The following is an 18,815-nucleotide window of genomic DNA, read 5'->3' on the forward strand; positions in this document are numbered from 1 at the left end:
TCTAAACGGGAGGGTTAAACAACCCGTCGAAACTGTCGCGGTTTATCCAGCCATAGCTATAATTGGCGTAATATAACGCAAACAAAGCAGCCGAAAGCATTGTCGTTCTCAGCAAAATCTTCTGGGGTTGGAAATTCCCCGGCGCACTATCCGCTTGGCCTGGAGTCTTTGGAAGGCCCAGTTCGTCATGCGTGCGAACACCAATGGGCAAGATGACGAACGCCGTCATAACCCAAAACAGCAAATAAATGGCAATAATCGACGTCCAGGTCATGCGGTCTCCACTATCAAAACATCCACGATCGGCTTTTTACCCGTCCAGCTTACCGCCACACGGCGCACAGCCAAACGCACAGTTTCGCGCAACTTGTCATAATCACCGCGATGGTCCTTCACCGCCTTAACAGCAGCGGCAGTGGCTTCTTCCAGAAAATCGTCCAGATCTTCCTCAATCGGCACACCGTGCAATCGTATCTCGGGGTTGCCGAGCATCCGGTCTTTAGCGTCCAGCGCGAAGGCGACCGAAATCAGGCCATACCATGACAGGCGGCGGCGTTCGTTCAATGTCGCGCCGTCGGCGGCGATGATGGTGTCCCCATCGAGGATCAAGCGGCCCGTCCGTTCCTTGCCTATGATTTTAGGCTCACCGGGCGCGAGGCGAACCACGTCGCCATTGGATTGCACCACGGCCTTTGGCACACCATGCGCCAGCGCAAACCGCGCCTGTTCCGCCATATGCCGGCGCTCGCCATGGACGGGAATAAGGATTTCTGGCCGAACCCAATCATAGAGCGCGGCAAGTTCCGGTTGCCCCGGATGGCCGGACACATGCACATGCGCCTGCTTTTCGGTCACGGTCAGGATGTTACGTTCGGCAAGCTTGTTCATGATCACGCCAATAGCGATTTCATTACCCGGTATCTGCTTCGACGAGAAAATAACCGTGTCGCCTGCTTCCAGCTTCACCGGATGATTGCCCTCGGATATGCGCGCCAAAGCCGCACGTGCCTCGCCCTGCCCCCCTGTGGCGACCACGATAACGTCGTGACGTGGGAGGCTATCGACGCTCTCCATATCCACCGTCTTAGGCATATCTTTCAAATAGCCATTCGCCTGCGCGGCTTCGATAATCCGGTGGAGCGAGCGTCCTGCGAAACATAAGGTGCGGCCGCTTTCGCGCGCGACCTCGCTTAAGGTCTGCAACCGGGCAGCATTGGACGCAAAGGTTGTGACAACGACCCTGCCCTTGGCAGCCTTAACAGACTTCAACAGGTCTTCCTTTACGCTGCCTTCACTGCCGCTAGTTTCCGGATTGAACACATTGGTAGAATCACACACCATCGCCAACACTTTGCTATCGCCAATGGCGGTCAGCGCTTCTTGCGTCGACGGCGTGCCCAATACGGGGTGCGGATCCAGTTTCCAGTCGCCGGTGTGGAAAATCTTCCCATAAGGCGTGCTTATCAAGCAAGCGCTCATTTCAAGGATCGAGTGGGCCAAGGTGACGAATTTAAAGTCGAACGGCCCCATAGAAAACGCACCCTCCATCGGGATCACGTTGAGTTCCACGATGTCGGCTATGCCTTCTTCTTCGAGCTTGCCCCGGATGAGAGTTGCCGTGAACGGTGTGGCATAGAGTGGAACGCCCAAGTCGGCGGCAAAATAAGCAACTGCGCCGATATGGTCTTCATGGCCATGGGTTAGAACGATACCCAGAAGGTCGTCCTTGCGCTTTTCGATGAATTCCAGATCAGGCAGGACAAGGTCAATTCCAGGATATTCCGAATTCGCGAATGTAAGGCCCAAGTCGACCATCACCCATTTGCCCTGACAACCATATAAATTGACGTTCATTCCGATTTCGTTGGACCCACCAAGGGCAAGGAAAAGCAGTTCATTTTTTGGGGTCGTCATGGGTTAATGTCTCTATTCCTATATAAAAGCGCCAGCCCCCGCAGCGTCAAATCGGGCTCTACCCGGTCAAATAAATGGCCATGTTGCTGAAACAAGATGGCCAAACCACCGGTCGCAATGACCGATACTGGTTCGCCAATTTCAGCTTTCATCCGTGCGAGTATCCCTTCGATCATCGCCACATAGCCCCAATAGATGCCAATCTGCATTTGTCCAACAGTCGTTGTGCCAATAACGCTTTCATTTGGCGGTGGTTCGATTGCAATTCGCGGCAACATGGCTGCTGCGGCATAGAGGGCATCGAGTGACAGATTAACGCCCGGCGCGATGCTGCCCCCACGATAGGAACCATCTGGCCCTATATAATCAAAGGTGGTTGCTGTGCCAAAGCTGATGACGACCTTGTGCCCGTCGGCCAAGGACTGCGCGGCAATGGCGTTCACTGCGCGATCTGCGCCAACGGCATGCGGTTCAGCTACACGCAATGGGATGCCCCAACCGACGCTTCCGCGTCCGGCGACCAAGGCCTCACACCCAAAATAGCGTGTCGCGAGCAACTGCAAATTGTGCAAAGCGCGCGGAACGACCGTGGCAATAATAACCGCTTTGATATCATTGCGGCGAAAGCCGGCCATCTGGATGAGTTGATCCAACCATACGGCATATTCATCCGACGTGCGCCGCGCATCGGTCGCAATGCGCCATCGCTGCAATATTTCGCCAGCGTCATTGACCAGTGCAAATTTCACATTGGTGTTACCCGTATCAATCGCGAGCAGCATAGCCCACTCCTGCTAAATTAGAAAAACATCGGCGGCGTGAATGGCACGAATTGAACCATCCGCCAAGCGAAGCCGCAAAGCACCATCATCATCGAGCCCGGTATACAGACCGTCTACTTCCTCTCCATCAGGCAGTGTCGCCGACAAGGCTGTGCCGCGAGGGTGGGCATACGCTTCCCAATGCCGGACGATAGTGCACAGCCCCGACTGTCGCCAGACATTCAGATAGCGGGCGAACGCCTCGGCCACGATCTCCACTGCTGTTTGCGCATCGGGCGGCGTTGCGCCAAGCGCCAGCAGGTCAGACACCTTCCGATCCAGATTTTGCGGGTGCCAGACAAGGTTTAGGCCAATGCCCACAACCACCGCGTCAGACGCGCGTTCCAGCAATATGCCGCATAGCTTTGAACCGTCATGCGCCAAAATGTCATTGGGCCATTTAAGGATAAGTTGAACTTGCGGCGCAATGTGCCGGATGGCGTCATATGCGGCAACGGCGGTTACGAAAGCCAGACCCGCGGGCGAAGGGTCTGTATCGCGCAAGCGCACAATGGAACTGGCAAAGAGGTTGCCCTTCGGGCTTTCCCAAGCACGGCCAAGTCGCCCACGCCCGCCATCTTGCGCATCGGCGCGAAGCCATAATCCCTCGGGCGCGCCTTGTGCCGCCCGCAATAAGAGATCCGCGTTCGTTGACCCAGTGCGCGCAACTTCTTCAAAGATGGGCGTCAGAACAGCGCCCTCGCGGCATAAGCCGTCCAGATGCCAAGCGCAGGTATCGCGAAATAGCCCAAAGGTGAGTTCGCTGCGGCCAATATGCCGCCGGTCCAGACGAGAACCCTATCATCGCTTTCAACAATTACATCCGCAGCATCATCAAAATACATGACCTTGACGACCTTCAGATAATAAAATGCGCCAATCACCGACGCGGTGATGCCAATGACGGCCAGTGGCAAAAGCCCGGCGGCCACCGCAGCGTTAAACACCACGAGCTTACCCCAGAAACCGAATAATGGCGGAATACCGGCAAGGCTGAACATGAATATTGCCAACGCAGCGGCCAAGGCAGGACGCGTCTTGGATAGACCGGATATGTCGGCAAATTCTTCACGATAGTCACCGTCCTTATCCTTCAACTGCATCAGGCAGATAAAGCTGCCTAAGGTCATGGCAACATAGATCACCAAATAGACGAGCATCGCAGAAACGCCCTGCTCCGTTCCAGTGGCAAGGCCAATCAGGATGAAGCCGACATTGTTGATAGAGCTATAGGCCATCAGGCGCTTCAGGTTTTGCTGCCCAATGGCGCCGACTGCGCCGATGATGATCGACATCAACGCTACGGCTATAATGATTTGCTGCCAAACCAATATTTGCGAGCCAAATGCCTCAAGCACGATGCGGATGGTCAACGCAATTGCCGCAACCTTTGGCGCGCTGGCGAAGAATGCGGTTACGGGGGTTGGCGCACCTTCATACACGTCCGGCGTCCACATGTGGAAAGGCGCGGCGCTAATTTTGAAGGCCAGGCCCGAGAGGATGAACACAATGCCGAAGATCAGGCCAAGGCCGACCTCGTTATCCATGGCCGCGCCGATAGCGGCAAAGCTTGTAGAGCCTGCAAAGCCGTACACCAAAGACGCGCCGAACAAGAGCATGCCGCTGGCCAATGCACCAAGGACGAAATATTTAAGCCCGGCTTCTGCCGAACGCCCGTCCGAGCGCACAAAGCTTGCAAGGACATAAGCGGACAAGCTCTGCAGCTCTAAACCAATATAGAGAGAAATCAGGTCAGTTGCCGAAACCATCACGCCCATGCCCACACAAGACAACAGGATAAGCACCGGATATTCGGCCCGCATCGCACCCGCATTCTCCAAGAAGCGGGGCGCAATCATCAACGAGATTGCGGCCGCAATGAAGATCAGTATCTTGGAGAAATTGCCAAATGCATCATTGACCAAAAGGCCATCAAAAGCGGACAAATTTGTGCCATTCATCATAAAGTTGATGACGAATGCAGCAGCGGCACCAAGCGCAGTAACCGCCAATATGCTGATCAAGCGACCGGCCTGTTCACGCCACGCCGCCACAAGCAGCAGGCCAAGCGCAGAGAAGCTCAAGATGATTTCTGGACGGACCAGAGAGAGAGAGGCGTTAAGTTCCATTATCAATGGCTCCCCTCAGCCAGGTTTTTTTCCGGACCATGCACCACGCGATAGCGCGCGGTTGTCGGGTCGACTAATTTCAGCTTGCTGTCCCCAACGGGTGCAGCGCGTTCAATGCGGGCGACAATCGTCGCCACGTCGCGGCGGATGGGTGCCAGGAATGTTTCCGGATATACGCCCATCCATAAGACAACGACCCCGATGGGCGCGAGAAGCCACATTTCACGGCCATTGACGTCCGACATCGCAGCCGCATCAGCATTGACCTGCGGCCCAAATGCAATGCGGCGATAGAGATACAGCATATAGCCGGCACCAAGGATAATGCCTGTGGTCGCAATGAATGTGGCCCAAGTCGACACCTTGTAAGCACCCGCAAGGCTCAAAAATTCACCTACAAACCCGCTGGTGCCTGGCAAACCAACGCTCGCCATTGTAAACAGCATGAACAATAAGGCATATTTGGGCATATTGACGCTGAGGCCGCCATAACGGCTGATCTCACGCGTATGCAGGCGGTCGTAGATCACCCCAACGCACAGGAACAAAGCGCCCGAAACGAGGCCATGGCTCAACATCACGATGATCGCGCCTTCGATACCTTGTTGATTGAAGGTGAATAGGCCGACTGTCACAATCGCCATGTGCGCAACCGATGAATACGCAATCAGCTTTTTCATATCCTGCTGCACCAATGCAACGAGCGAGGTGTAGACCACCGCGACCATCGACAGACCAAACACCAATGGAATGAAGTCAGCGCTTGCCTCTGGAAACATCGGCAAAGAGAAACGCAAAAAGCCGTAACCGCCCATTTTGAGAAGCACGCCAGCCAATATGACTGAACCGGCAGTGGGTGCCTGAACATGGGCATCGGGCAGCCAAGTGTGTACTGGCCACATGGGCATTTTCACCGCAAAGGATGCAAAAAACGCGAACCACAGCCATTTCTGCGCTTCTGCAGGGAAATCGGTATTCAACAATGTCGGAATATCCGCAGTGCCCGCAAATTGGATCATCCAAAGCATCGCGATCAACATCACGAGTGAACCAAGCAAGGTGTAGAGGAAGAATTTGTACGACGCGTAAATGCGGTCTTGCCCACCCCAAATGCCGATGATGAGATACATCGGGATTAGGCCGGCTTCAAAGAAGATGTAGAACAGCAACAAATCCTGCGCCGCAAAAACGCCAATCATCAGCGTTTCCATCAGCAGGAACGCCGCCATATATTCGCCGACGCGTTTTTGGATGGATGTCCAGCTTGCCCCGATACAAATCGGCATCAGGAATACCGACAGCATGATCAACGTCAGCGAAATGCCGTCAATGCCAAGCCGCCAGCCAATGGGGCCGAACACATTAAAGCTTTCGGTAAACTGCCACTGCGCGCCCGCTGGATCATAATACAGCCAGAGCACGACACCAAGCACCAGGTTCAGCAATGTCGCCGACAGCGCAAACATGCGCGCAAGTTCAGCGCGCACAAACAGGCATATTGCCGCTGCGACCACTGGAATGGCCAGCATGATCGAAAGTACAGGGATATCCGCGGCGTTCATTACACTCTCACCATCATCCAGCTAACCGCGATGACCAAACCAAGAAGCATCACAAGCGCATATGTATAAAGATAACCCGACTGCATTCGCACAGCCAATTTGCTACCGAAGGAAACAAACGCTGCCGAACCATTGGGGCCAAAACGGTCAATAATCCCTATGTCGCCTTGCTTCCAGAACAGACGTCCGAACCAAAAGGCTGGGCGAACGAAAACGAAGCTATACAGCTCGTCAAAATACCATTTGTTGAGGAAGAAACGGTAAACTGGCGCAAAGGTCGTCGCCAAACGTTGTGGTGCGTCTTCCGACCTTTGGTACATCAAATAGGCCGTGGTCAGGCCAATGAGCATTGCCACGGTCGACGACAATTTCACCCACAACGGCACTTCGTGCATGGCATGCATCAGATGCGCGTTGAAATAGAGTGTGCTGTTTGCCCAAAACGCTTGGCCCGCTTCCGCACCAATAAACGCATTGTGGAAGACAAAGCCTGCAAAAACCGCACCGATGGTTAGCAATGCCAAAGGCGTCAGCATCGACCATGGGCTTTCATGCGGATGATAGCCCGCCGTTCCGTCACTGGTCGCGGCATGCGCATGTGCGTCATGGTCGCCATGATCATGCATCGCGTGCTGGATATGCTCCGATTGCTCCCAACGCGGCTTTCCAAAGAAGGTTAGGAACATCAGACGCCAGCTATAGAAACTCGTCAGCAACGCTGCGATCACACCGATGGCAAAGCCATACATATGATAGGTGGATTCGCTGGCAAACGCGGCCTCGATGATGGCGTCCTTTGAATAAAAGCCTGCAAATCCGGCTACCCCAAGGATACCAACACCGGTAATCGCCAGCGTGCCCGCCATCATCGCCCAAAATGTCAGCGGAATATGTTTCCGCAGGCCGCCATAACAACGCATATCCTGTTCATGGTGCATCGCGTGGATGACCGAACCAGCGCCGAGGAACAGCAACGCCTTGAAAAAGGCATGCGTGAACAGATGGAACATGGCCGCGCCATAGGCGCCGGTTCCGGCTGCAAAGAACATGTATCCCAGTTGCGAACATGTGGAATACGCAATAACGCGTTTGATATCGGTCTGCACAAGACCAACCGTTGCAGCAAAAATCGCGGTCGTGGCACCAACGATCGTGACCACGTCCAATGCGAACTGGCTGGTTTCGAACAAGGGCGACAGGCGGCACACCATGAACACGCCAGCGGTGACCATAGTCGCCGCATGGATCAGCGCGGAAACGGGCGTTGGGCCCTCCATCGCGTCGGGTAGCCATGTGTGCAGGCCAAGCTGCGCCGATTTGCCCATCGCACCGATGAACAGCAATATGCACAGCAAGCTCATGGTATCAACGCGCAGGCCCAAAAAGCCGATGCTTGAGCCTACTTTGTCGGGCGCGGCAGCCAGGATTTCGGGGATCGAAACGGTGCCGAACAACCAGAATATGCCGAAAATGCCCAACATGAAGCCGAGGTCGCCGACCCGGTTGACGACAAATGCCTTGATCGCCGCCGCATTCGCGCTTGGTTTCTTGTACCAAAAACCGATCAGCAAATAAGACGCAAGGCCAACGCCTTCCCATCCAAAGAACATCTGCACCAGGTTGTTGGCCGTAACCAACATCAACATCGCGAAGGTAAACAGTGAAAGATAGGCAAAAAAGCGCGGCTGATCGGGATCTTCCTCCATATAGCCCCAGCTATAGAGATGGACGAGCGCCGACACGCTGGTGATGACAACGAGCATCACGGCGGTCAGCGCATCAACGCGTAATTCCCAATCAAAGGTCAGGTCCCCCGACTGCACCCATGTCATCACGGGCTGCACATAGGCCGTTTCACTGCCATTCAGGAAACCGATGAAGATCGGCCAGCTTAGGAATGCAGCAATAAACAAACCAGCGGTCGTGATCGTCTTGGCCGCCAACGCGCCGATGAAGCGCTGGCCAAGACCGGCGACCAGCGCAGCCAAAAGCGGTAGAAAAACAATGATATGGATTGCAGTCACTGGATGTTATCCCTTCATCCGATTGACGTCATCAACGGCTATGGTGCCACGTCCGCGGAAATAGATAACCAATATCGCAAGGCCAATTGCGGCCTCACCCGCCGCGACGGTCAAAACGAACATCGCAAAGATTTGGCCGGTCAAATCGCCCAAAAACACGCTGAACGCGACCAGATTGATGTTCACCGCAAGCAATATGAGCTCAATCGCCATCAAAATGATGATGACATTTTTGCGGTTCAGGAAAATGCCCAGCACGCCCATAACGAACAATATGCTGCTGACGACGAGATAATGTTCGATACCAATCACAGCTCAATCCCCTGCCCGACGGGCTGATTAACATTGCGCGTCGCGTCTTGCGGGCGGCGCTGGATCTGGCTGCTAATGTTCTGGCCGCGTGTGCCATGGCTGCGGCGATGCGTCAGAACGATTGCCCCAACCATCGCGACCAACAGGATCAACCCTGCCGTTTCGAACAAGAACACATATTTGCTATACAGCAACGCACCAATCGCCTCGATATTAGGCACTGTCGCAGACACGGTAGCAACACCAGCCTCAGGCGTGCCAAGCTTCACGGCACCAGCCTGATACGCGCCAATGCCCAACACCAGTTCAGCCACCAAAACCACCGCGAGCAAAAGCCCAAGCGGCACATTCTTGACGAAACCTGCACGCAATTCCGCAAAATCAATGTCGAGCATCATCACGACGAACAGGAACAACACCGCAACCGCGCCGACATAGACAATGACCAACAGCATCGCGATGAATTCTGCACCGATCAGGACCATGAGGCCTGCCGCGTTAAAGAAGGCAACAATCAACCACAGCACGCTGTGCACCGGATTGCGGGCAAAGATGACCATCGCGGCGGACGCGATGACCATGCTGGCGAAGATATAGAAGGAGACGAGTTGGATCACGATGGGTCGCCCTTAACGATAGGGTGCATCGGCGGCAAGGTTCGCGGCGATTGCCCGTTCCCACTTTGCGCCGTTGTCGAGGAGCTTGGCCTTGTCATAGAGCAGTTCCTCACGCGTTTCTGTTGCGAATTCGAGGTTCGGACCCTCGACAATGGCGTCGACCGGACATGCCTCTTGGCAAAATCCGCAGTAAATGCACTTGGTCATGTCAATGTCATAGCGCGTGGTCCGGCGGCTGCCGTCCTCGCGTGGTTCGGACTCGATGGTAATGGCCAAGGCCGGACACACCGCCTCACATAATTTACACGCGATGCAGCGTTCCTCACCATTGGGATAACGCCGCAGCGCATGTTCGCCGCGAAAACGTGGGGAAAGCGGGTTCTTTTCGAACGGATAGTTGATCGTCGCCTTTGCCTTGAAGAAATATTTCAAGGTCAACATGTGCGCCTTAACGAATTCCCAAAGGGTGAAGGTTTTGATGAGGTGGGCGATGCTGGTCATGCGAAATGTCCTGTCCACATAAGATAACCGCTCACCAAAAAGACCCAGAAGAGCGAAATCGGTAAGAACACTTTCCAACCCAGACGCATCAATTGATCATAACGGTAACGCGGCACGGTTGCCTTCACCCATGCGAAGATGAAGAACATCAAAAGGATTTTGGCAAAGAACCAGATGATGCCTGGAACGGCGTATAGCGGTGCCCAATCAACGGGTGGCAAATATCCGCCCCAGAACAGGATCGCGTTCAGCGCGCACATCAACAGGACGTTGGCATATTCACCCAACCAGAACAAAGCGAAGGCCATGGAGGAATATTCAGTCTGATAACCGGCAACCAATTCGCTCTCGGCCTCAGTCAAATCGAACGGCGCACGTGCGGTTTCCGCCATTGAGCTGATGAGGAACATCACCGCAATTGGGAACAGCAAGGGGTTGAACGCATAGGCGTTGATAAAGCCAAATATATGCCCACGCTGCCCCTCAACAATACCGCTTACGTTGAAGGTGCCAGCCCATAAAACGACGCAGATCAGGATGAAGCCAATGGAGACTTCGTATGAAATCATCTGCGCGGCGGCGCGCATCGCCGAATAAAATGGATATTTAGAGTTGGATGCCCATCCCGCAATCACCACGCCGTAAACGCCCAAGCTGCTGATCGCCAGAATGTAGAGCAAGCCGACATTGATATTCGAAAGCACCACGCCATCGGCGAAGGGAATAACCGCCCAAGCCATCAATGCGACAGTGAAGGTGATGATCGGCGCGATCAGGAATAAGCCACGGTTCGACGCGCTTGGGATGATGGTTTCTTGCAAGAATACCTTCAAGCCATCGGCGAAACTTTGCAGCACCCCAAATGGGCCGACGACATTGGGTCCCCGGCGCAGTGCGAAAGCCGCCCATAATTTACGTTCGGCATAAATGATCATCGCCACCGCCAGCATTAGCGGCAGCGCAATCAGGAGGATTCCCGCGATGGTCGCGGTGAACCATGCGGCCTCATAACTCATGCCGAGATTTTGGAAGAAGGATGTCATTATTCTACTCCCTCGTCGCATCCAGACGCAGAAAGGCGAAATGGACCCTGAAACAAGTTCAGGGTGACGGTAGATGGCAGAATTGCGTTAGCGCTCGTCATTCCGCCGCCTCCAAAAACTGCGTGCCATGCACCAGTTCCGCCGAGCATTTCTGCATCGTTTCGGACGCGCGGCAAATGGCGTTGGTCAGGTAGAAATCCTTAATCGGATAATCGGCAATCTTGCCGTTCACATCCGATGGTAGCGATGGTTCCGACCAACCATAATCCGCCAGCCCTTCAACACCCAGAGCAGGCACGGCCTTCGCCATTTCGGCGCGCAAGGCGTCGAGGCTGTCAAATGGCAAGCGCTTGCCCAGCACATCTGACAGTGCGCGGAAAATAGCCCAATCTTCGCGGGCGTCGCCGGGCGGGAATACCGCACGCTCGCCGCGTTGAACGCGGCCTTCCAAGTTCACATAGGTGCCCGATTTTTCGCTATACGCTGCACCGGGTAAAATCACGTCGGCATGATGCGCGCCCCCCGCCCTATTAAAATCGTCGCCATGATGGCCGACATAGACTTTGAAACTGTCGGCAAACAGGCCGTAATCCACCTCATCCGCGCCAAGGAAAAACGCCAGCTTCGGCTGAGCCGCCGCCAGCTTCTTGATGCCGCCGTCATGTGCGTAGCCAAGCATTAGGCCACCCATCCGCGCCGCGGCAAAATGCAAAACGTTGAAACCGTTCCAACCATCGCGGACGAGCTTATATTTTTTCGCAAAGGCCAACGCCGCGCCGTGGACACCAGCATAACGCAACGCACCACCGCCGACGATGATCGCCGGACGTTCGGCGGTCTTCAACGCATCGGACAGGGCCTTAGGCAATTTGGTCAGCGCGCTCAGGTCATCGCCGAGCCACTCGACCTTATAGGTCAGGTCCGTCACGGGACCGATGGCAAACACCTTTGCCCCGCGCTTGCGAATGGCCTTTTGAAGCCTTGTGTTCACCAATGGCGCCTCACGCCGCAAATCGCTGCCGACCAATAAGACCACATCGGCATTTTCGATGCCCGATATCGTGGTGTTGAAATTCACCGCAGACAGTGAGGATGTGTCATAAGCCAATCCCGTCTGGCGACCCTCCAACATCGACGCCCCAGCCAGTTCGCGCGCGGCGAACATGGTTTCGCAATCAACCTGATCCCCTGCCAGCACCGCCGCTGCGCCGGTCCAATGCGCCTTAATGGCGTCAAAGGCCTCAGCCCAGTCTGCCGCGACCAGCTTCCCATCCTTGCGGATATAAGGCTTGTCCAAACGGCGATGCATCAGGCCATCAACGGCATGGCGTGTTTTGTCCGACGCCCATTCTTCGTTCACATCGTCATTGATACGCGGCAAGGCGCGCAGCACGGCCCTGCCCCGGCTATCAAGACGGATGTTGGTGCCAACGGCGTCCATGACGTCGATACTTGGGGTCTTCTTCAATTCCCACGGACGCGCCTCAAAAGCATAAGGTTTCGCGGTCAGGGCACCCACGGGGCACAGGTCAACGACATTGCCCGAAAGCTCGCTTTGCATGGCATGTTCAAGATAGGTCGTGATTTGCATATTCTCGCCGCGACCAATCGCGCCAACCTCTTCGATGCCGGCAACTTCCTCGGCAAAACGGACGCAGCGGGTGCACTGAATACAGCGCGTCATCACCGTTTTGACGAGCGGCCCCATATATTTTTCGGTAACCGCGCGCTTATTTTCCTCAAAACGCGACGCACCGCGCCCATAAGCCACGCTTTGGTCCTGCAAATCGCATTCGCCGCCTTGGTCGCAAATCGGGCAGTCAAGCGGGTGGTTGATGAGCAAAAATTCCATCACCCCCTCACGCGCCTTTTTAACCATTGGCGTATCTGTGCGGATGATCTGGCCCTCGGTAGCGGGTAACGCGCAAGACGCCTGCGGCTTTGGCGGCCCGGGGGCAACCTCAACCAAACACATGCGGCAATTGCCCGCGATGGACAGCCGTTCATGATAGCAAAAACGCGGAATTTCCTTCCCCGCCATTTCGCACGCCTGAAGGACGGTTGCGCCAGCAGGGACTTCGAGTTCTAATCCGTCTACGGTGACTTTAGGCATGTTTACTCCGCCGCCTCCAACAATCTGCCGTCATGCTGAACTTGTTTCACCTCTGGTGACTGACGTTCCAGCATCCATCGTGCAGCATATCCAGACCCAGAAAGGCAAGATAGACCCTGAAACAAGTTCAGGGTGACGTTATTGGAAAAACCAACCTTCATTCCGCTGCCTCCAACATATTGTCACCCTTGGCCTCGTTAATCCGTCGCTCCATCTCGGGGCGGAAATGCTTGATCAGGCCCTGAATTGGCCACGCCGCCGCGTCGCCTAATGCGCAAATGGTGTGGCCTTCAACCTGTTTGGTCACATCATACAAGGTATCAATGTCGCCAATCTCGGCATTGCCTGTGCGCATTTTTTCCATGACTCGCCACATCCAGCCTGTGCCTTCGCGGCAGGGTGTGCATTGGCCGCAGCTTTCATGCTTGTAGAAATAGCTCAATCGCGAAATCGCGCGCACAATGTCGGTGGATTTATCCATCACGATAACCGCCGCCGTGCCAAGGCCGGAGCCAACAGCCTTGCAGCCATCAAAATCCATCGGCACGTCCATCATCATGGCCGCAGGGACCAATGGCACTGACGATCCGCCGGGAATGACCGCGAGGAGATTGTCCCAACCGCCGCGAACGCCGCCGCAATGCTTTTCAATCAGCTCGCGAAACGGGATGCCCATTTCCTCTTCGACAACACATGGCTTTTCGACATGGCCGGAGATCTGGAACAGTTTTGTGCCATGGTTGTTCTCGCGACCAAAGCCTTTGAACCACGCCGCGCCGCGCCGCAATATGGTTGGCACGACCGCAATGCTTTCGACATTGTTGACCGTCGTTGGGCAACCATACAGCCCTGCCCCTGCCGGAAATGGGGGTTTCAGGCGCGGCTGGCCCTTTTTGCCTTCAAGGCTCTCGATCATCGCGGTCTCTTCGCCGCAAATATAGGCGCCCGCGCCGCGATGGACAAACACGTCAAAGTCATAGCCTGATTTTGCGGCATTCTTGCCCAGCAAACCTGCCGAATAGGCCTCGGCAACCGCTTTTTCGAGCACCTTGGCTTCGAAAATATACTCGCCGCGAATGTAGATATAGGCCGCACGGGCGCGCATCGCAAAACCAGCGATCAGCGCGCCTTCGATCAGCTTATGCGGGTCATGACGGATGATCTCGCGATCCTTGCATGAACCGGGTTCGGATTCATCGGCGTTGATGACAAGGAAATTGGGACGTTCAGGCGTTGGTGCCTTGGGCATGAAGCTCCACTTCATTCCCGTCGGGAAACCCGCACCACCGCGACCGCGCAGGCCCGACGCCTTCACTTCCTCAATAATCGCGTCCTGCCCGACCTTCATCAGGTCAGCAGTTTTGTCCCAATCACCACGCGCCTGCGCCGCTTTCAGGGCGAAGTCCTGATAACCGTATAGATTGGTAAAAATGCGGTCTTTGTCAGCGAGCATCAGCCCAAACCTCCAATAAAAAACCAAGCCGCCCCGACGATCAGCAAACCAATAACGGCCAGCTTAATGACGCCCTTGAGCAATTTCCACGCGACGAACGCGGCGATGAAAATGCCAATGAGGGGAAGAGATTCCATTAGTTCCAACCCCCAAGCGCACCAAAACACGCCACGTCGCACCAGCGTAGGCTGATGCCTATCTCGCCTGTCGTTCGTGACTTAGAGACGCGATGGGCCCCAGCCTGCGCTGGGGCAACCGAGTTGGATGCGGCAAAGGCGAACATCAATATTCCCCCCGATAGTCATGGTTCTTGTCCACCATGGCATGCAAGGTCGTTGCACCGCCATAAGGCTCCACCGTGTGACGGCCCGGCAATTGCGTGCCGACCTTTGGCTGCTTGCCCTCGGCCAAGTCTTTTAGGATCGCGGTCATGCTGCTATGATCAAGATCTTCGTAATTATCGTCGTTGATCTGCACCATTGGTGCCGACGCGCAATTGCCCATGCACTCCACTTCGGTCAGCGTAAACATGCCGTCGGGGGTCGTCGCACCTTTCAATAGTCCACGGCTCTTGCACGCAGCGATAATATCATCCGACCCGCGCAACATGCATGGCGTCGTCCCGCACACTTGCACATGATAACGGCCAACCGGCGCGAGATTGTACATCGTGTAGAAAGTCGCAACTTCGTAAGTGCGCATATAGGGCATGCCGAGATAGTTCGCGACATATTCGATCACCGGCACCGGCAACCAGCCCTGAGTCTGCGTTTCTGCGCCGACCTGACGTTGTGCCAGGTCAAGCAACGCCATCACGGCCGATTGCTGCCGTCCGGCGGGGTAGCGGCCGATATACATATCGGCCTTGGCCTTATATTCCGGCGAAAAGGCAAAGCTGCCCCATTTCGCGCGGGTTTCGGCTTCGTTGGGGATGTGTGCAGTGTCAGTCATAAGTTACTTTGGCGTCACCAATTCCAGACGGCGTTCGACGCGCACAAGACGTTCGTCAAACTTATCCATGCGCGTATTTAGCCCGCCAAGGCTGATCAACATACCAGCCAAATGCTCATCTATCGCAGACACGCGGGTCTTAATGCCCCTTATATCGTCTTCCATATTGCCCAAACGCTCATCCATCCGACGCAAGCGTTCCAAGATTAAATTCTCAACATTCTCGGTCATAGCATTGCTCCTTCCGACAGCAGCGATGTTGATAGCATGAAAACGCGCCGCTTAACGGGGGTTTCGGCTTCGTTGGGGATGTGTGCCGTGTCAGCCATGTGCCTCTTTCCGTCCCCAAATCCGCCCGATATACGCGCCAAACATCATGGCCGCAGCGGTCGAACCCACTTCCTTTGCCGACACCTCGGCATGAAACAAATAGAGATAGGCCGCGACCAACGCGACTGAACCGAAGGCCGCCGATGCCAAAAACATAAGCTCGCGTGTCATCACCGGTCACACTCCCCAAACACGATGTCGAGCGCGCCCAAGATTGCGGTCGTATCCGCCAGCATATGCCCACGGGTCATGAAATCCATCGCCTGGAGGTGCGAAAAGGCCGTCGGCCGGATTTTGCAGCGATAGGGCTTGTTACTGCCGTCGGCGACCAGATACACGCCGAATTCGCCCTTGGGGCTTTCGGTGGCGACATAGACGCTGCCTGCGGGCACTTTAAAGCCTTCGGTGTAGAGTTTGAAGTGATGGATCAACGCTTCCATCGACTGCTTCATTTCGGCGCGATTGGGCGGCGCAACCTTGCGGTCGTCGCTGCATACCGGACCTTCGGGCATCTGTTGCAAGCATTGCTTCATAATGCGGACCGATTGGCGTACCTCTTCGACGCGGACCATGAACCGGTCGTAGCAATCACCGCGAGTGCCGACGGGAATGTCAAATTCCATCCGGTCATAGACGTCATAAGGCTGGCTCTTGCGGATATCCCAAGGGATGCCAGCGCCACGGATCATCGGGCCGGAAAAGCCCCATTTGATTGCGTCTTCCTTTGACACGATTGCGATATCGACATTGCGTTGTTTGAAAATGCGGTTGTCGACCACCAACGACATTGCGTCCTCAAACAAGCGCGGCATGCGGTCATCGAGCCACTCGGCAATGTCGGTTAAAAGCTTTAACGGCACATCCTGATGCACGCCGCCGGGACGAAACCATGCCGCGTGCATACGTGCACCGCTGGCGCGCTCATAAAAGCCCATGATGTCTTCGCGGATTTCATACAGCCACAAAGGCGGCGTCATCGCGCCGACATCGATAATGTGGTGCGCAATGTTCAGCGTGTGATTCTTGATCCGCGTTAGTTCGGCGAACAACACGCGCAGATATTGCGCGCGAAGCGGCACTTCGAGGTCCAACAATTTCTCAATCGCGAGCACATAGCTATGCTCCATCGCCATTGGCGATGCGTAATCCAACCGGTCGAAATATGGCAAAGCCTGCAAATAGGTTTTATACTCGATCAGTTTCTCGGTGCCTCGGTGCAAAAGGCCGATATGCGGGTCAAGCCGCTCAACGATTTCACCGTCCAGTTCCATCACCAGACGCAAAACGCCGTGCGCTGCGGGGTGCTGAGGTCCAAAGTTGATCGTGTAATTCTGGATGACTTCATCGCCAGTGGTAGGCGCGAGATCTTGCTGCATGCTCATGCCTTGTCTCCCGTCGCCTTTGGTTTGCGCACGCTGCGCTTGACCGCTTCTTTGTTCGCAGCGTTACCGGCACCGGTCTGCGCCGCGGTATCGGTTGTTTTGGGCGTAGGCGGCGGCGGTGCGCCGGTGCCAGCGCCCTCGCCAGTTTTCTCATCGCCCGGCAGGACATAATCCGCGCCTTCCCAAGGGCTAAGAAAGTCGAAATTGCGGAAATCCTGCGCCAATTGCACGGGTTCATATTTCACGCGCTTTTCCTCTTCGGAATAGCGCAGCTCGACATAGCCCGACAACGGAAAGTCCTTGCGCTGCGGGTGTCCCGAAAAACCGTAATCGGTCAAAATGCGGCGCAAATCCGCGTTGCCGGAGAATAACACGCCATACATGTCGAACACTTCGCGTTCCAACCATCCGGCGACAGGCCAAATGCTGGTGACCGACGGCACAGGATGATCCTCATTCGTAGTCAAATGCACGCGAATACGGTGGTTTTTGGTCAGGCTCAGCAGACAATAGACAATTTCAAAACGCGGGTCACGATCAGGCCAGTCAACGCCCGCAATTTCCATCAACTGTTGATACGCACATTCGTCGCGTAATTGGATCATGCATTCGACCAACGCATCGCGGTGAATGTGCACGGCAACTTCACCATTGGCTTCTTCTATAGAAACCAAATTCTTACCAAGCACTTTTGATATGGATTCTATCGCACCATCGGGCGTTTTGATCAGGGGCGCAGAATGGGTCATCGTTCGATGGTCCCTGTCCGGCGGATTTTGCGCTGCAACTGCATAATACCGTAAAGCAACGCTTCGGCAGTTGGCGGGCATCCCGGTACATAAATGTCTACCGGCACAACACGGTCGCAACCGCGCACAACGCTGTAACTGTAATGATAATAGCCACCACCATTGGCGCAGCTACCCATGGAAATGACATATTTGGGTTCGGACATCTGGTCATAGACCTTGCGCAACGCAGGTGCCATTTTGTTGCAGAGCGTGCCTGCGACGATCATCACGTCGGACTGACGCGGTGACGCGCGCGGTGCGATGCCAAAACGTTCAAAGTCGTAACGCGGCATGTAACCGTGGATCATTTCAACTGCGCAGCACGCAAGCCCAAAGGTCATTGGCCACAATGACCCGGTCCGCGCCCAATTAAACAGGTCTTCGGCCGAAGACACGACAAAGCCCTTGTCGTTCACTTCGCTTTCAATATCCTTGAAGAACGCAGCATCCGGCGCTTGCACGTCAGAGTGTGATGGCGCGATTACTCCCATTCGAGTGCTCCCACTTTCCATGCATAGATAAATCCGATGACCAATTCGAACAGGAACAGCATCATGGTGCCCCAACCGATCCATCCTGTTTCACCCAGGCTGACCGCCCATGGAAACAAAAAGGCGGCCTCAAGGTCGAAAATGATAAACAAAATCGCAACGAGATAGAAGCGCACGTCAAACTGGCTGCGCGAATCTTCGAATGCTGGAAAGCCGCACTCATACTCGGTGAGCTTCGCCTCGGTAGGCTTGTGCGTGCCCGTCAATCGCGAAACACCCATCGGCAGAAACACAAAAGCTGACGACAGCGCAAGCGCCACCACGAGGAAAAGCAGTATGGGCAAATATTGCGACAAATCAGTCATAGCAGACTCGTTTCCG

At 55.1% G+C, this 18,815-nt stretch carries 21 protein-coding genes; all 21 read right to left on the minus strand.

Annotated features, from left to right (window positions below; translation table 11 throughout):
• Position 1: 1 nt before the first annotated feature.
• The 21 genes from HEQ18_RS03915 to ndhC all read right to left on the minus strand — a co-directional run bounded on the left by HEQ18_RS03915 (position 2) and on the right by ndhC (position 18,799).
• Positions 2-274 carry a DUF1467 family protein gene (locus tag HEQ18_RS03915; protein WP_296197943.1) on the minus strand — a complete coding sequence of 91 codons (273 nt, stop codon included), beginning with the start codon at positions 272-274 and terminating at the stop codon, positions 2-4.
• A complete protein-coding gene (locus tag HEQ18_RS03920; RefSeq protein ID WP_432815598.1) occupies positions 271-1,914 on the minus strand; it encodes a ribonuclease J in 1,644 nt (547 codons plus the stop codon). The genes HEQ18_RS03915 and HEQ18_RS03920 overlap by 4 nt, the downstream gene beginning before the upstream one ends.
• On the minus strand, positions 1,911-2,696 hold the full coding sequence (locus tag HEQ18_RS03925; protein ID WP_432815599.1) for a type III pantothenate kinase: 786 nt from the start codon (positions 2,694-2,696) through the stop codon (positions 1,911-1,913). The genes HEQ18_RS03920 and HEQ18_RS03925 overlap by 4 nt, the downstream gene beginning before the upstream one ends.
• A 12-nt stretch (positions 2,697-2,708) precedes the next feature.
• Positions 2,709-3,368, minus strand: a complete 660-nt coding sequence (locus HEQ18_RS03930; protein WP_432815600.1) for a biotin--[acetyl-CoA-carboxylase] ligase — start codon at positions 3,366-3,368, stop codon at positions 2,709-2,711.
• A gap of 53 nt (positions 3,369-3,421) precedes the next feature.
• On the minus strand, positions 3,422-4,864 hold the full coding sequence (gene nuoN, locus HEQ18_RS03935; RefSeq protein ID WP_397604563.1) for an NADH-quinone oxidoreductase subunit NuoN: 1,443 nt from the start codon (positions 4,862-4,864) through the stop codon (positions 3,422-3,424).
• 2 nt (positions 4,865-4,866) lie between these two features.
• Complete coding sequence (locus tag HEQ18_RS03940) at positions 4,867-6,426, minus strand: NADH-quinone oxidoreductase subunit M (RefSeq protein WP_432815601.1); 1,560 nt, start codon at positions 6,424-6,426, stop codon at positions 4,867-4,869.
• On the minus strand, positions 6,426-8,450 hold the full coding sequence (nuoL, locus tag HEQ18_RS03945) for an NADH-quinone oxidoreductase subunit L (protein ID WP_432815602.1): 2,025 nt from the start codon (positions 8,448-8,450) through the stop codon (positions 6,426-6,428). Before nuoL ends, HEQ18_RS03940 begins: the two co-directional genes overlap by 1 nt.
• A gap of 6 nt (positions 8,451-8,456) precedes the next feature.
• Complete coding sequence (gene nuoK, locus HEQ18_RS03950) at positions 8,457-8,762, minus strand: NADH-quinone oxidoreductase subunit NuoK (protein WP_125230259.1); 306 nt, start codon at positions 8,760-8,762, stop codon at positions 8,457-8,459.
• On the minus strand, positions 8,759-9,379 hold the full coding sequence (locus HEQ18_RS03955) for an NADH-quinone oxidoreductase subunit J (RefSeq protein WP_432815603.1): 621 nt from the start codon (positions 9,377-9,379) through the stop codon (positions 8,759-8,761). The genes nuoK and HEQ18_RS03955 overlap by 4 nt, the downstream gene beginning before the upstream one ends.
• 12 nt (positions 9,380-9,391) lie before the next feature.
• Complete coding sequence (gene nuoI / locus HEQ18_RS03960; RefSeq protein ID WP_397604567.1) at positions 9,392-9,880, minus strand: NADH-quinone oxidoreductase subunit NuoI; 489 nt, start codon at positions 9,878-9,880, stop codon at positions 9,392-9,394.
• On the minus strand, positions 9,877-10,923 hold the full coding sequence (gene nuoH, locus HEQ18_RS03965; protein WP_432815604.1) for an NADH-quinone oxidoreductase subunit NuoH: 1,047 nt from the start codon (positions 10,921-10,923) through the stop codon (positions 9,877-9,879). Before nuoH ends, nuoI begins: the two co-directional genes overlap by 4 nt.
• Positions 10,924-11,020: 97 nt before the next feature.
• Complete coding sequence (gene nuoG / locus HEQ18_RS03970; RefSeq protein WP_432815605.1) at positions 11,021-13,036, minus strand: NADH-quinone oxidoreductase subunit NuoG; 2,016 nt, start codon at positions 13,034-13,036, stop codon at positions 11,021-11,023.
• A gap of 157 nt (positions 13,037-13,193) precedes the next feature.
• Entirely contained in the window at positions 13,194-14,489 is a 1,296-nt protein-coding gene (gene nuoF / locus HEQ18_RS03975; protein WP_397604571.1) for an NADH-quinone oxidoreductase subunit NuoF, read from the minus strand.
• Positions 14,489-14,626: a hypothetical protein gene (locus HEQ18_RS03980; protein WP_397604572.1), complete on the minus strand. Its 138-nt coding sequence runs from the start codon at positions 14,624-14,626 to the stop codon at positions 14,489-14,491. The genes nuoF and HEQ18_RS03980 overlap by 1 nt, the downstream gene beginning before the upstream one ends.
• A 145-nt stretch (positions 14,627-14,771) precedes the next feature.
• The gene (locus tag HEQ18_RS03985) at positions 14,772-15,440 is read right to left on the minus strand and encodes a complex I 24 kDa subunit family protein (RefSeq protein WP_432815606.1); all 669 of its coding nucleotides are present in this window, start codon (positions 15,438-15,440) and stop codon (positions 14,772-14,774) included.
• A gap of 3 nt (positions 15,441-15,443) precedes the next feature.
• On the minus strand, positions 15,444-15,671 hold the full coding sequence (locus HEQ18_RS03990) for a hypothetical protein (RefSeq protein ID WP_432815607.1): 228 nt from the start codon (positions 15,669-15,671) through the stop codon (positions 15,444-15,446).
• Positions 15,672-15,761: 90 nt separating this feature from the next.
• Positions 15,762-15,941: a hypothetical protein gene (locus HEQ18_RS03995; protein ID WP_432815608.1), complete on the minus strand. Its 180-nt coding sequence runs from the start codon at positions 15,939-15,941 to the stop codon at positions 15,762-15,764.
• The gene (locus tag HEQ18_RS04000) at positions 15,941-17,146 is read right to left on the minus strand and encodes an NADH-quinone oxidoreductase subunit D (RefSeq protein WP_397579936.1); all 1,206 of its coding nucleotides are present in this window, start codon (positions 17,144-17,146) and stop codon (positions 15,941-15,943) included. The genes HEQ18_RS03995 and HEQ18_RS04000 overlap by 1 nt, the downstream gene beginning before the upstream one ends.
• A gap of 2 nt (positions 17,147-17,148) precedes the next feature.
• Complete coding sequence (locus HEQ18_RS04005) at positions 17,149-17,901, minus strand: NADH-quinone oxidoreductase subunit C (protein WP_432815609.1); 753 nt, start codon at positions 17,899-17,901, stop codon at positions 17,149-17,151.
• Positions 17,898-18,434: a NuoB/complex I 20 kDa subunit family protein gene (locus HEQ18_RS04010; RefSeq protein ID WP_296197893.1), complete on the minus strand. Its 537-nt coding sequence runs from the start codon at positions 18,432-18,434 to the stop codon at positions 17,898-17,900. Before HEQ18_RS04010 ends, HEQ18_RS04005 begins: the two co-directional genes overlap by 4 nt.
• Positions 18,425-18,799: an NADH-quinone oxidoreductase subunit A gene (ndhC, locus tag HEQ18_RS04015; RefSeq protein WP_296197889.1), complete on the minus strand. Its 375-nt coding sequence runs from the start codon at positions 18,797-18,799 to the stop codon at positions 18,425-18,427. The genes HEQ18_RS04010 and ndhC overlap by 10 nt, the downstream gene beginning before the upstream one ends.
• Positions 18,800-18,815 lie beyond the last annotated feature (16 nt).

The organism is Sphingorhabdus sp. (assembly GCF_050921905.1).
Taxonomy (GTDB): Bacteria; Pseudomonadota; Alphaproteobacteria; order Sphingomonadales; family Sphingomonadaceae; genus Sphingorhabdus_B.